This is a genomic window from Hyphomicrobium sp. MC1 (assembly GCF_000253295.1).
In the GTDB taxonomy this organism is placed as follows: Bacteria; Pseudomonadota; Alphaproteobacteria; order Rhizobiales; family Hyphomicrobiaceae; genus Hyphomicrobium_B.
The window spans coordinates 3,052,400-3,065,211 of record NC_015717.1 but is presented as its reverse complement, the minus strand read 5'-3'; the positions used below and the strand labels follow the sequence as shown (position 1 = coordinate 3,065,211).

Sequence of the window (12,812 nt, the reverse complement as noted above, 5' to 3'; positions counted from 1 at the left end):
TCGGAAAAATTTAAGCCAGCGACAGACTGACGGAATCTCGAATTTGATGCGCGCGCCCACGCTGCCGCCACCACCGGCGCCCAGGAGAAGGAAAAAGCGGCGCAGAAGCCTGCTGCTCAATTTTCTTGGGTTTGCGTTCGGTACCTTTGTGCTGGTTTTCATCGCCGGTTCCGCAGGTGCTGGCTTTTTGATCTGGCAGGCCTCGCGGGATCTTCCCGATTACGAGAGCCTGTCGAAATATGAGCCGCCCGTCATGACGCGCATCCACGCGCACGACGGCTCGCTGATTTCCGAGTTCGCGCGCGAGCGGCGAATCTTCGTACCGATCAACAACGTTCCGAAACTCGTGATCGGCGCCTTTCTGTCGGCGGAAGACCGCCGCTTCTACGAGCATGGCGGTATCGACATTCAGGGTGTCCTTCGCGCCGTCTTTGCGGCCGCTGAGTCAAAAATTCACGGCTCGAACCGGCGTACACAAGGTGCTTCGACCATCACCCAGCAGGTCGCCAAGAACTTCCTGCTGACGAACGAGCGCTCGATCGAGCGCAAGATCAAGGAAGCGATCCTGGCGATCCGCATCGAGGGCGCCTACTCGAAGGACCGCATTCTCGAACTCTATCTCAACGAAATTTTCCTCGGCATGAACTCCTACGGCGTCGGCGCAGCCGCGCTGACCTATTTCAACAAGGAGCTGAAGGACCTCACCGTCGAGGAGGCGGCTTATCTTGCCGCGCTTCCGAAGGGGCCGAACAACTATCATCCGTTCCGCCAGAAGGCGAAAGCGACCGAGCGTCGGAACTGGATCATCGGTCAGATGGCCGAAAACGGTTACATCACGAAAGAGCAGGCCGAAGAGGCCAGGAAGAAGCCGCTCGTCGTCAATCTGCGCCCCAATACCGTTCGCATCGAGAGCGCCGAATTTTTCGCTGAAGAAGTTCGCCGCACGCTGCTTGCGAAATACGGCGAGGACAAGCTCTACGGCGGCGGCCTGTCGGTGCGCACGACGCTCGACCCGCAACTGCAGAAGCTGGCGAGAACAGCTCTCGTCGATGGCCTCGTGAAGTTCGATCGCATCAAAGGGTGGCGCGGGCCGGTCTCGCACATCGATATTTCGGGCGACTGGGGTGTGGCGCTCGGCAAGATTTCGAGCCCTGGGGATATCGACCCCTGGCGTCTCGGTGTCGTCCTTGAAACGCAGAAGAAAAAAGCGATCGTCGGTTTCAAACCGCATCGCCAACAAGATTCCACGCTCGCGAAGGATCGCGAAGCTGTCGAAGTCTCGCTCGACGACATGAAGTGGGCCGCGAAGAAAGCCAACGGCAAGCGCATCACGCCCAAATCGACGGCAGACATTCTGAGCCCTGGCGACGTCGTCTACGTCTCGCCGAACGACCCGAATAACATTCAGGGTGCGTGGTCTTTGATGCAGATTCCGCAGATTGGCGGCGGTCTGGTCGCCATGGACCCCTACACCGGCCGCGTGCTCGCGATCGCCGGCGGCTTCTCTTACGATTTGAGCCAGTTCGATCGCGTCACGCAGGCCAAGCGCCAGCCTGGCTCGTCGTTCAAGCCGTTCGTCTATGCATCCGCAATCGATAATGGCTACAAGCCGACGTCGATCGTCCTCGACGCGCCGATCGAGATCGACCAAGGCCCCGGTCAGGACGTCTGGAAGCCGAAGAACTATGAGACCGACGATACCGCGGGGCCGGAAACGCTGCGCTTCGGCATCGAGCATTCTCGCAACCAGATGACGGCGCGCCTCGCGCAGGATCTCGGCATGCCGATCATCACCGAATATGCGAAGCGCTTCGGCATCTACGACGATCTCTTGCCGGTTCTGTCGATGTCGCTTGGCGCTGGCGAAACGACGCTGCTGCGCATGGCAACCGGCTATTGCATGCTGGCGAACGGCGGCAAGGAAGTCACCGCCACGCTGATCGACCGCATCCAGGATCGCTATGGTCATACCATCTGGCGTCATGACGAACGCCAGTGCATGGGCTGCATGGCCGACCGCTGGGCCAATCAACCCGAGCCGCAGCTTGTCGATAGCCGCCGCCAGGTCATTGATCCGCTGACGGCCTATCAAATGACACACATTATGGAAGGCGTCGTGCAGCGCGGTACCGGTAAGATACTGAGCGCTCTCAATCGTCCGATTGCCGGCAAGACCGGCACGACGAACGAAGAGAAGGACGTCTGGTTCATGGGCTATACGCCGACGATGGTCGTCGGCGTTTACATCGGCTACGACATCCCCAAGCCGCTTGGAAAAGGCAACACCGGTGGCGCGATTGCAGCGCCGATCTTCGGTGAGTTCGTCAAGGATGCGCTGGGTGACACGCCGCCCGCACCGTTCCGCGTTCCGCCCGGCATCAAGTTCGTGCGCGTCGATCTGAAGACCGGGCTGCGTGCCTCGGCTGACGATCCGAACACGATCATGGAAGCGTTTAAGCCCGACGAAGAACCCGACGACGCCTACTCGATGATCGGTGTTAACGGCATGACGGCAGACGCGTCTTCGTCGATGTCACCGCCGCCGGTCAGTGAACGTGTGGCGCGTCCCGCACCGCCGATGAGTCGGCCGGACAGCGGCTCTCTCACGCCGAACGGATTGTGGTAACCAAATGCGCGCCGATTGCCGCGCCGCCGAACGCGCGCGTTTACACGACGACCGCGCGTCACTATACGTCCGCACCTGATTTCTGAGATTGATCCACTTTGCCGGCGAGAGCCGGCGTCGGAGGCTCCCATGCGCGCAGAAGCGCAAAAACTTTCGGACGGCATCGAGGAGGCGTTCGCCCTCCTGAGGAGGTCTCTTTGACTGGGAGACGGCCGAAGACCGTCTCGCCTCGCTGAACGCGAAAGCCGAAGACCCCAATCTCTGGAGCGATGCCAAGGCTGCGCAGAAAGTCATGCGCCAGCGCAACTCGCTTGAGCGCTCCGTCTCCGAATTCAAACGTCTGCAGCGCGACTACGAAGATGCATTGACGCTGATCGAGCTTGGCGAGGCCGAGAACGACGAGGCCAGCGTCAGCGAAGGCGAGACTGCGCTGGAACGCATCGATCACGAAGCGCAGCGCCGCTCGATCGACGCCATGCTGTCGGGCGAAGCCGACGCGATGAACACCTACATCGAGGTGCACGCCGGCGCCGGCGGCACCGAGAGCCAGGATTGGGCGTCGATGCTTGCGCGCATGTACGTGCGCTGGGCGGAGCGGCGCGGCTACAAGGTCAAGCTGATCGACGAAAGCCCGGGTGAAGAAGCCGGCATCAAGTCGGCGACCTACGAGATCGAAGGCGAGAACGCCTATGGTTGGCTGAAGACCGAAGCCGGCGTGCATCGTCTTGTGCGCATCTCGCCATACGACTCGAACGCCCGCCGCCACACGAGCTTCGCGTCGGTCACCGTTTATCCGGTCATCGACGATACGATTGACGTCGATATCAATCCTGCCGACGTCGACATTTCTTACGCGCGCTCGTCGGGCGCTGGCGGTCAGCACGTCAACCGGACGGAATCGGCCGTCCGTCTCGTGCACAAACCGTCGGGCATCGTGATCTTCGCTCAGGAGCAGCGGTCGCAGCACCAGAACAAGGACATCGCGTTCAAGCGCCTTAAGGCGCGCCTGTACGAGATGGAATTGAAGCGCCGAGAGGAAAAGGCGAGCGCTGAGCAGGCGGCAAAGACCGACATCGGCTGGGGGCACCAGATCCGCTCTTACGTGCTGCAGCCGTATCAGCTTGTGAAGGATCTGCGCACTGGCGCTCAGTCGACCAATCCCGATGAAGTCCTGGACGGAGATATCGACCAGTTCATCGAGGCGGCGCTGTCGCAGCGCATCAAAGGCGGCGGCGAAGCCGTGACAGTCGAAGATCTGGAATAACCGGATGAGCCGGAAATCCGGCTCAGTTGCGATCGCGTAGAATGGGCGTGTTGAAGGGCGAGGCGGGCTCGACAGAGGTGCTCTGCGAGCCGGTGAAGCCGAAATTCGGCGATCCCGGTCCGTTCAGCCAATTCGTTCGCGCGCCGTCGGCATTATCCGGAGCCTGACCAACCGAAAAATTGAAATTGCTGAAGGGTGAGGACGATGAGGACGTCGATGGGGACAGTGCCGCGCCCAATTCGTCCGGGTCCTTGTAATTGGCGGTCCCTGATCCCGGAGCACCGCCGATAGACGTCGTTTCAAAGGCATTGGCGCCGCTCGTCACCAAGAGCGCCGTAGCAAAGACGGCCGCCGCAATGGAACGATGAAATAGCATCAAGACCTCCGGTAACGTCCCGCCAACGCGCACCATCCTATTGTCGGCTAACGCTGATTTGCGGACGGATCTAGGCGGCGACACACTTTTCTCGAAAGTGTTGCAACCATGCCGCGCGGTGGGCGGCGTCTAGGCGCTCCGCCAGATCGCTGGCAGCCGTCGCTTCAAGCCGATCTTGGCCGCAGCCGCGTGAGAACCGCCCGTCGCCTGCGCGTCGAATTTCGCGCGGGCAGTTTCAACGGTTCGCCGATTCTCGACGGCCCAGTCGCCGAGCGGTTTCAGAATGCAGATTAGCGTCTGGCCAAGCTCGGTCAGCTCGTAATCCACCCGCGGCGGAATGGTCGGATAGACGGTCCGCGTGACGAGGCCATCGCGCTCGAGACCGCGTAGCGTCAGCGTCAGCATCCGTTGCGAGATGCTGCCCACCGCCCGGCGTATCTCATTGAAACGCATAGGACCATTCGAAAGCAGCCCGACCACGTAGACCGTCCACTTGTCGCCGATCCGAGACAGCACGTCGGAGACCGCACGGCAGTGCTCGGTTTCATGTTTGATACCGGCTTCCAAAAATGTGCCTCCTTGCGGGGGTTTTGCCAGTGAACAATTTAGCGCTGGTCACAAAATGTGACTGGCTGAGGCTCGGCTGTCAAATGGCCCGCTCCAGTCTCCGCCCAACTGTCATGGATGGAGATCCTCCTATGAAACTTTTGCATGTCGACTCGAGCATTTTGGGTCCGGGCTCAGTCAGCCGCCAGCTTTCGGCTGAGATCGTCGCTGCCGAGCAGCGCCTGCACCCCGGCATCGAGGTCGTCTACCGAGACCTCGCAGTCGCCCCGGTCGGCCATTTGTCCGGCGCGCATCTCGCAGCCGCGCAGGGCGCCGCCCCGGAAACGGCTGATGTTCGTCAGGATGTCGCGGCAGGGCAGGCCGCTCTCAATGAGTTCCTGGCGGCCGATATCGTGGTTGTCGGCGCTCCGATGTACAACTTCGCTATTCCGAGCCAGCTCAAGGCCTGGATCGACCGTCTCGCCGTCGCGGGCAAGACCTTCCGCTACACCGAGAAAGGCCCTGAAGGCCTCGCAGGCGGCAAGAAAGTCATCATCGCGTCGTCGCGCGGCGGATTTTACGGCCCGCAGACACCGATCGCCTTCCTGGACCATCAGGAAACCTATCTGCGCAATATTTTCGGCTTTTTCGGCATCACGGACGTGACGTTCGTTCGCGCCGAGGGCCTGAATCTCGGTCCCGACCAGCGGGCGCAATCGATTGCCGAGGCGCAAAGCGCCATCGCTGGGCTGGCGGCCTGAATTCCCGCTTGGCGGAGGCTGCGACAGTCTCCGCCGATATCCGCCGGACGTTTGATTTCTCGACATAAGCGACAGTCGTGTTAAAGCGCGGACCCGTCTTTCCGTTCGAACCGTCCGCTGCCGATGCCACCGCCCGATCATTTGCACCTCGTCACATCCGAAGGCTTCTCAGACTACGCCCTGCTTGATTGCGGGGCGGGCCGTAAGCTTGAGCGCTTCGGTAAGGTCGTGGTCGATCGCCCCGAGCCGCAGGCGCTTTGGCAGCCGAAGCTCGCGAAGTCCGAATGGGCAAAAGCCAACGCTGTCTTTTCGGCATCCGGCGAAGACGACGAAAAAGGCAAATGGCGCATCGATAAGCCCGTGCCCGATGCGTGGCCGGTCAAACTTGCACTCGGCGATACCAACAAGAGTTCCCCTCCCGCTCGCGGGGAGGGGCTAGGGGCGGGGGGCTCCCAGCCCGTCACCATGCTCTGCAAACTCGCGGGCCTCTGGCACTTAGGCCTCTTCCCTGAGCAGGAACCGCACTGGACATGGATGCTCGATCATCTCGCCAAAGTGAAAGGCGAGACCCCGCGCGTCCTGAATCTCTTTGGCTATACCGGCGCGGCGTCGTTGCTTGCCGCGAAAGCCGGTGCTGAGGTGACCCATGTCGATGCCTCCAAGAAGGCGATCCAGTGGGGCAAGGAGAATCAGGAAGCCTCCAAGCTCGGCGCCGCGAAAATCCGCTGGCTGCTCGATGACGCCGCGAAGTTCGTAGCCCGCGACGTTCGCCGCGGTAAAACCTATCACATGATCCTCGTCGATCCGCCGAAGTTCGGGCGCGGCCCCGAAGGCGAAATCTGGGACCTGTTCCAAAACCTGCCATCGCTGCTCGGCGATCTCTCGAAACTGCTCGCGCCCGAACAGGCCGCGATGGTGCTGACGATCTACGCCATTCGCGCCTCATCGCTCGCCTTCGACCAGTTGCTGCGCGAAGCGCTGGCGAAGCGCGGCGGCACATTCGACAGCGGCGAGCTTGCCATTCAATCGCGCGCCGGACCGCTCGTGCCGACATCGCTGTTCGTGCGCTGGGTTCAGGCATCATGAAGCCAAACGCCAATACGCCAAAGATCATCACCAGTCTGACGAACGATCGGGTCAAGGCGATCCGTGCGCTGGAGATGCGCAAGGTGCGCAAGGAAACGGGCCTGTTCGTCGCCGAAGGCACGTCGCTGCTCGTCACCGCACGCGATCATGGCTTCGCTCCCGAAACGCTCGTCTATCAAGCGGGCGCAGCAGCGGGCGGCGTCGCGCGCGGGCTGGTGAAGCACGCGCTTGAAGCGGGCTCGGAAGTTCTCGAAGTCTCAGAGGCCGTGCTCGCGAAACTTGCCTCGAAAGACAATCCGCAGTCGTTGCTTGGCGTCTTCAAGCAACGCTTCGTGCCGCCCCCCGATCCCGCAAAGCTCACAAGCACCGACACGTGGCTCGCGCTCGAAGAGATCCGCGATCCCGGCAACCTCGGCACGATCATTCGCACCGCCGATGCTGTCGGCCTGTCCGGCATCATCCTCGTCGGCACGACCTGCGATCCATATGCACTGGAATCGATCCGCGCCACGATGGGCTCGATCTTCGCCGTGCCGCTTGTGAAGCTCGACCGCGAAAGCTTCTTCACGCTCGCGAAGGCATGGCCCGGCGAGGTCATCGGCACGCACCTCGATGCGCGCGAAGATTTCCGTCAGACGCAATATAATGGCCGCGAACTGATCGTCATGGGCAGCGAGGGGCCGGGCCTCTCGGGCGGCGCTGCCGCTGTTTGCTCAACGCTCGTGAAAATTCCAATGGCGGGCGCGCTGGACTCACTCAACCTCGCGATCGCGACCGCCCTGATGCTCTATCAAGTCCGCGGCCCTAGTCTGAAGCTCTGATCATGCGCATCGAATATCACCGCATACTGATCGCCGATCAGGTCCGCAACGAAGCGTTCTTTGCCGCGCTGAAGGCCGCCATCGTTCCCGGCAAATCCGTTGTCGCGGACATCGGCGCGGGAACGGGTCTGCTCGGGCTCATGGCATCCAAGCTCGGCGCCAAGGAAGTGTTTCTGTTCGAAACAGCTGAAGTCGCGGGCGTCGCCGCCGCCGTACTCAAAGCCAACAAGGCGAAGCGCTATCATCTGATCCCTTGCCACTCGACGGAATTTCAGGACAAGCTTGCAGTTGATATCATCGTCTCGGAAACGCTCGGCAACTACGCGCTCGAAGAAAATATTATCGCGACGCTGGCCGACGCGCGTCAGCGCTTTCTGAAACCGGGTGGCACTGTCATTCCCGACCACATCATTCAATATGTGGCGCCTGTTGTTACGCCACGCATCGATACCGAGCTGCGCGCCTGGGACCGCGTCGGCCACGGGCTCGATCTCTCGGTCGCGCAGACGATGTCGCTGAACAACGCTTACGTCCGCGCTTTGCAGCCCGCCGAAATCCTCGATGGCTGCCGCAGCGCCATGGTCTGGGACGAAGTCGATCTAACGACGGAGACGAAATCGAAGCGCCGTGGCGAGGCCGAGTGGCGGCTGCCGCGCCCGGCGAAAATCTATGGCTTCGCAACGTGGTGGAAAGTCGAGCTGGTGCCGGGCATCGGTTTTTCGACCGGCCCGCTGTCGCCGCGCACGCATTGGGAGCAGCTCTATTTCCCTCTTTCTGTGCCGATGGACGCCGACGCCAGCGATCTCATCTCTGTCGATCTTCGCTCAAGCTCGTCGGAGGAGGCGGGCACGCATCTCGCGTGGACGGCCGTTCACAAGAACGCTGGCGGCAAGGTCCTGGCGCGCCAGGCGCACGATCTCGACAAGGGATATCTGCCCTAGCCGCCCCTAGGCCTTGAGCCCGGCTGGCCGCGGCCCATTTATGATGCTATCGGGGCGAGCAATTTCCAGGGGAGGGCCTATGCCATGATGGTGCTGATCGTTGGTTTGATTTTATTTCTCGGCATTCATCTGCTGCCCACATCACCCGAACTTCGCGACGGACTGAAGGAACGCCTCGGCGAGACGACTTACAAAATCCTGTTCTCGTTGCTGTCGCTGGCCGGACTGATCGTCATCGTCCTCGGCTTTCACAAGCTGCAGCTTCACCCCGGCAAGAACCCGATCTTGTGGTATCCGCCGGTTTGGACGCGCCACATCGCCGTTGGATTGATGCTGCCCGCGATGATCCTGCTCGTCGCCTCACTCATTCCCTCACGCATCCGCACGATGACGCGGCACCCGATGCTGATCGCCATTAAGATCTGGGCGCTGGCGCATCTTTTGGCGAACGGCGATCTCGCAGCGCTTCTGATCTTCGGATCGTTTCTCGCGTTCGCGGTTTACGACCGGATCTCGGTGAAGAAGCGCTGCGCGACGGGCCCGCTCGGTACGGCACAGCCCACAAGCGCATTGAACGACGTGCTCGTCGTCGTCATCGGTGTCGGACTTTATGCAGCGCTACTCTTGGGCGGCCATCAATGGCTGATCGGCGTCTCGCCGATGCCCGAGCTTGGCTGAACCGGCGCAAAGACTTTCGCTGGTATAATGCGCTTGGCGAGAAAGCCGACCACAAGCGCAATCCAGGTTCCGCAGCCGATGATCCAGGCGACCGGATCGACGATGTAGTCCCAGAGATTCCTGCTTGCGCCAGCCTCGAGCAGGAACCCCGCAATTCCGACGTTCAGCGCCAAGGCGGTGATGAAATATCCGCGCCATAGCGCATACGCGATCACAATCGCGACCGCCGTCGGCAACAGATAGCCGCTGTAGCCGAGGACATACGGGTCCGCATTCAAAAAGCCCGTTGCGCCGGGATAGAGCGCGATGCCTGCCAGCGCCAGCATCAGTGTCGCAAAGCGATATTCCGCTGACGTTGCAACCCGCCTGCCGGTCACTGCCGAAATCGCGAGCACGGCAAGCAGCACGAAGCCAGGAAACGATGGCCGCTCGATCGCGGAAACCATCCACGCGAAAAGCGGACGCGGCCCGGCCGAAACGCATAAACTTGCCGCGACGACAGCAAGTCCGGCACCCAAACGGAGGGGCGGTGATTTCGTGACCGCGGCGGCAAGCGCAGCCCCAACGGTAAAGAGGATGAGCGCTGCATTGGTGCTGTTCAGCAGCATGTTCAGCGTGTGGGTCATTGCTGCGCCGTGTCCTGCTGCAAGCCGTGTTCGATCCAGGTGCTCGACACGCGCACATGGTTGATCGTCTTTATCGGGCGCGAATACATCACGTCGAATTGCCCCGGTCCGGACTGGATCAGAAACGGATAGGCAACGATGTGGTCTTGCCTATCCGTATCCATGCGAGCAATGACGCCGCTCCGGCGGAACGTCTTTCCATCGAGATCGGCAAGCGCCAGCGTAATGTTTCTCTCCATCTTCGCATCGTCGTTGAACGCCATCAGGATATGCGTTGCATCATACCGGATTGCCGAGATCGGGCCGCCGGGGTTGGGAAGGTTTGTGGGCTCGACCGGCGTCCATGTCTGGCCGCCGTCGGTCGTCCGGGTGATGAGAATTTCCCGCGGTCTGCGGCTCTTCAGCGGACGAACGAATGCGATGGCTGTCGATGGTCCGGTGGCCACGATCATCGGTTGGTAACCGACCTTGCCGGCCTTTCCCATGCGTCGCCGGTCGATGACGTGGCCATCCGCATCGAGAACGAGCAGAACAGGGAATTTCTGGTTCATCTCCTGGTAGACGGGTAGGCCAATGCGTCCATCCGAAAACAGGAACGGCGTCGATTTCGTCAGGTGAGACATGTTGAAGAACGGCGTCGCATAGAGGCTTTCAGCCGGTCCCCACGTCGCGCCGTTGTCGAAGGAGCGTATCAATCCGATTTCGCAAGTCGCCCAGCCGCTGAGACGCGACGTTGCGAAGAACAGCCAGATTTCTTTGTCGGAACGGCGAAATGGCACAGGGTTGGCCAGCGACTTGATCGTGATTGCCAAGTCGTGGCTGACGCGTGCGCTCGTCGTCACGACATGCGTCGGCGACCATTCCTTTCCGTCGAAACGCGCTGACACGAGTTCGGCATCGTTGGCGCCCTCGTAAGGCGCGCGATACCAGAACGCCTGCAAGCCGCCATTTGGCATCGCGACCGCCGAGGCGCCATGTACGAATTCGCTCTCACCCTTCGGCGTTACGATTTCGCTGCTCAGATCGAGCGGTCCTCGGACGGGTTGCTCAGGAACAGAGATGGCAAAGGTCCACGGCTCCGAGCTTGGCCTCATCTTCTGAAACAGCAGAACCATGAACGCTGCCGAGCACAGCAGTATGGCCCAGCCCACGAGGGCGCGCGTTCCGCGATCTAAAAGCAAATTTGGTCACCGCCGATTGTGCGTGGCTTCGGTTGATCGCCACGCCGTCCCGCTTCAAGTAGCAGGTGGAACGTCGCAAGAGTGGCTGTTCCGGCGCAACTGAAAAAAAGTACCGTGCAAGTGTGGCTAACGGGTCAGCACGACAAATTCAGTGCCGCTCCCATTTTCGTGGAGCGGAAGCTCGCGGTCCGACACGATCAGCGACGAGCCCGGCCGCGCCAGCTCCGAGATTGTCTGCCGAATATCGTCCGGAATTGTGAACGCATTCAGCGCCTCGTTCGCCATTTGGACGTCAAGCTCGCGCCCCTGCGCCAGTGCGGTCCGGCGGCGCTTTTTCTTACCCTCTTCGAATGCCTGGCCGGGCGAGGGTGTTTGCGCGCTGACGAGACGCCAATCGAACGTATTCGGATCGGTGCCGTAGTTCATGGCCGTAAACACGTGTGTTCCGACCTTATGCTTGAGCGGAGCAACCTCGATCGGCGCTTCGAGCAAGGGCTCGAAGCCCTGACGCACATAGATCCTTTGAGCGCGCAGGCTGATGAGCACCGCGACGGGCTTCGAACGCAGCCGCATTTCCTTGTTGACGTCTGTCAGCGCCGCCTTCGCCGACGTCAGATCCGACTGCGCATCGCGCAAAGCATCTGCTGCACCATCGCGCGCACTCTGCGATGACGAATAGGCACCTTGCACGCCGGCAAAACTTAGTTCGTTCGCCGCAGCATCGGCCCGCGCCTTATCGGCTTCGATCGTGGCGTCGAGCAGGGCGTCTTCGAGATCGCTCTCCCGGTCCATGTCGGCATTTTCGCCAGCAGACGCGGACTTGCTGTTATCCGCCGCGTCCGCCATGTAGGCCTCGAATGCCTTCATCGCCGTCGTCTGCTGGGCTTCTGCCGATTTGACGGCCGCTCTTAATGGTTCAATCGAACGTCGCGCGGTTTCGAATTTCTGGTTCACGTCCGTGAAGTCTTTCGCGGTCTGCTGGGCTTTTTCGTCTGCGGACGTAAGCGCCGCTTCCGCGGTCTTGACGGCCGCCCGCGCGCGATCGAGCTTTTCCTGCATGATCTGATCGGCTTCGGCCCGTGTCGTCGGCCGCCGCTGCAGATCCTTGGGCATGTCCGCAACGGCGCGCAGCAGCGCCGGAGAAATGCCGATCAACCGCACGCCGGCACCCGCTGCCGAATGATCATCAGGCCGGTCATTCACCGCGATAAGCTGCGGTTTCGCCAGGCCGCCCTGCATCGCCGTCGCGTCGTCGAGCGGCAGCGGCTTGAACAGTTTCGGACTGTCGAAGGCAATCGGATCGGGATCGTCATACGAGACGACCACGCGATTGCCGATTTTGGTCAAGCCGAAGAGTTTGCGTGCAAAACTATAGGGCAGCCGGATACACCCGTGGGACGCGCGGTAGCCCGGCAGATCGCCGGCGTGTAACGCGATGCCCGACCACGTGATGCGCTCCTGATAAGGCATCGACGCGCCGGAATAGATATTGCTGACGTGATAGACGTTCTTTTCAAGGATCGAAAACACGCCCGTCGGCGTATCGTGGCCCGGCTTGCCCGACGAAATTTTCGACGATGCGATTTCGCCATTCATGTCGTACACGCGAAGGCGTTGCTTCTTGATGGAAACGACAATGAGAAGCGGTGATTTCGACTGCGCGGCTGCCGAAGCGGCGGCCTGCGATTGAAGTCTCAGAAGACCGGTTTTTGACTTCGCGTCGGCTGCGAGCGGGTAGGCTGCCATCGCAGCTGCGACCGCATAAACCGCGATCGAACGCAACGCCGGAGATATTCTGCCGCTGACATTCTCTGCACGACGCACGCAACCACCCCGACGTTAAAACTAACGAAACCCGTCGCAGCGACATGATCAGGCCGGAAACTGGCCCCCGATTTTGGCGCTG

At 61.1% G+C, this 12,812-nt stretch carries 12 protein-coding genes; 7 read left to right on the top strand and 5 right to left on the bottom strand.

Annotation, left to right across the window (positions count from 1 at the left end; all coding sequences use genetic code 11):
• Window positions 1-46 precede the first annotated feature (46 nt).
• Together HYPMC_RS14845 and prfB are read left to right on the top strand one after the other, a co-directional pair.
• Window positions 47-2,626 carry a penicillin-binding protein 1A gene (locus HYPMC_RS14845; protein ID WP_013948807.1) on the top strand — a complete coding sequence of 860 codons (2,580 nt, stop codon included), beginning with the start codon at window positions 47-49 and terminating at the stop codon, window positions 2,624-2,626.
• 129 nt (window positions 2,627-2,755) lie between these two features.
• Window positions 2,756-3,890, top strand: a protein-coding gene (gene prfB / locus HYPMC_RS14840) for a peptide chain release factor 2 (RefSeq protein WP_155831269.1) whose coding sequence is annotated in 2 segments (ribosomal slippage) — window positions 2,756-2,824 and window positions 2,826-3,890 — 1,134 coding nt in all. Because the reading frame shifts where the segments join, the coding sequence is not laid out codon by codon here.
• 22 nt (window positions 3,891-3,912) lie between these two features.
• On the opposite strand, the gene HYPMC_RS14835 is transcribed toward prfB, so the two are convergent.
• Window positions 3,913-4,266 (bottom strand): hypothetical protein, encoded by a 354-nt coding sequence (locus HYPMC_RS14835; protein WP_013948805.1) that lies wholly within the window; start codon window positions 4,264-4,266, stop codon window positions 3,913-3,915.
• 129 nt (window positions 4,267-4,395) lie between these two features.
• Complete coding sequence (locus HYPMC_RS14830; protein WP_013948803.1) at window positions 4,396-4,833, bottom strand: helix-turn-helix domain-containing protein; 438 nt, start codon at window positions 4,831-4,833, stop codon at window positions 4,396-4,398.
• A gap of 131 nt (window positions 4,834-4,964) precedes the next feature.
• On the opposite strand from HYPMC_RS14830, the gene HYPMC_RS14825 reads away from it, so the two are divergent.
• The 5 genes from HYPMC_RS14825 (at window position 4,965) to HYPMC_RS14805 (ending at window position 9,099) form a co-directional block, all read left to right on the top strand.
• Window positions 4,965-5,573, top strand: a complete 609-nt coding sequence (locus HYPMC_RS14825; RefSeq protein ID WP_013948802.1) for an FMN-dependent NADH-azoreductase — start codon at window positions 4,965-4,967, stop codon at window positions 5,571-5,573.
• A gap of 123 nt (window positions 5,574-5,696) precedes the next feature.
• Window positions 5,697-6,659, top strand: a complete 963-nt coding sequence (locus HYPMC_RS14820) for a class I SAM-dependent methyltransferase (RefSeq protein ID WP_013948801.1) — start codon at window positions 5,697-5,699, stop codon at window positions 6,657-6,659.
• Window positions 6,656-7,480 (top strand): RNA methyltransferase, encoded by an 825-nt coding sequence (locus HYPMC_RS14815; protein ID WP_013948800.1) that lies wholly within the window; start codon window positions 6,656-6,658, stop codon window positions 7,478-7,480. Before HYPMC_RS14820 ends, HYPMC_RS14815 begins: the two co-directional genes overlap by 4 nt.
• A gap of 2 nt (window positions 7,481-7,482) precedes the next feature.
• Window positions 7,483-8,421, top strand: coding sequence for a 50S ribosomal protein L11 methyltransferase (locus HYPMC_RS14810; protein ID WP_013948799.1), 939 nt, complete (start codon window positions 7,483-7,485; stop codon window positions 8,419-8,421).
• Window positions 8,422-8,505: 84 nt separating this feature from the next.
• On the top strand, window positions 8,506-9,099 hold the full coding sequence (locus tag HYPMC_RS14805) for an NnrU family protein (protein ID WP_013948798.1): 594 nt from the start codon (window positions 8,506-8,508) through the stop codon (window positions 9,097-9,099).
• On the opposite strand, the gene HYPMC_RS23310 is transcribed toward HYPMC_RS14805, so the two are convergent.
• From HYPMC_RS23310 to HYPMC_RS14790, 3 genes are all read right to left on the bottom strand, one after another.
• The gene (locus HYPMC_RS23310) at window positions 9,057-9,725 is read right to left on the bottom strand and encodes a hypothetical protein (protein ID WP_013948797.1); all 669 of its coding nucleotides are present in this window, start codon (window positions 9,723-9,725) and stop codon (window positions 9,057-9,059) included. The genes HYPMC_RS14805 and HYPMC_RS23310 overlap by 43 nt on opposite strands.
• A complete protein-coding gene (locus HYPMC_RS14795) occupies window positions 9,722-10,876 on the bottom strand; it encodes an exo-alpha-sialidase (protein ID WP_244420898.1) in 1,155 nt (384 codons plus the stop codon). Before HYPMC_RS14795 ends, HYPMC_RS23310 begins: the two co-directional genes overlap by 4 nt.
• Window positions 10,877-11,032: 156 nt before the next feature.
• A complete protein-coding gene (locus HYPMC_RS14790; protein ID WP_013948795.1) occupies window positions 11,033-12,730 on the bottom strand; it encodes a L,D-transpeptidase family protein in 1,698 nt (565 codons plus the stop codon).
• Between the last annotated feature and the right edge of the window lie 82 nt (window positions 12,731-12,812).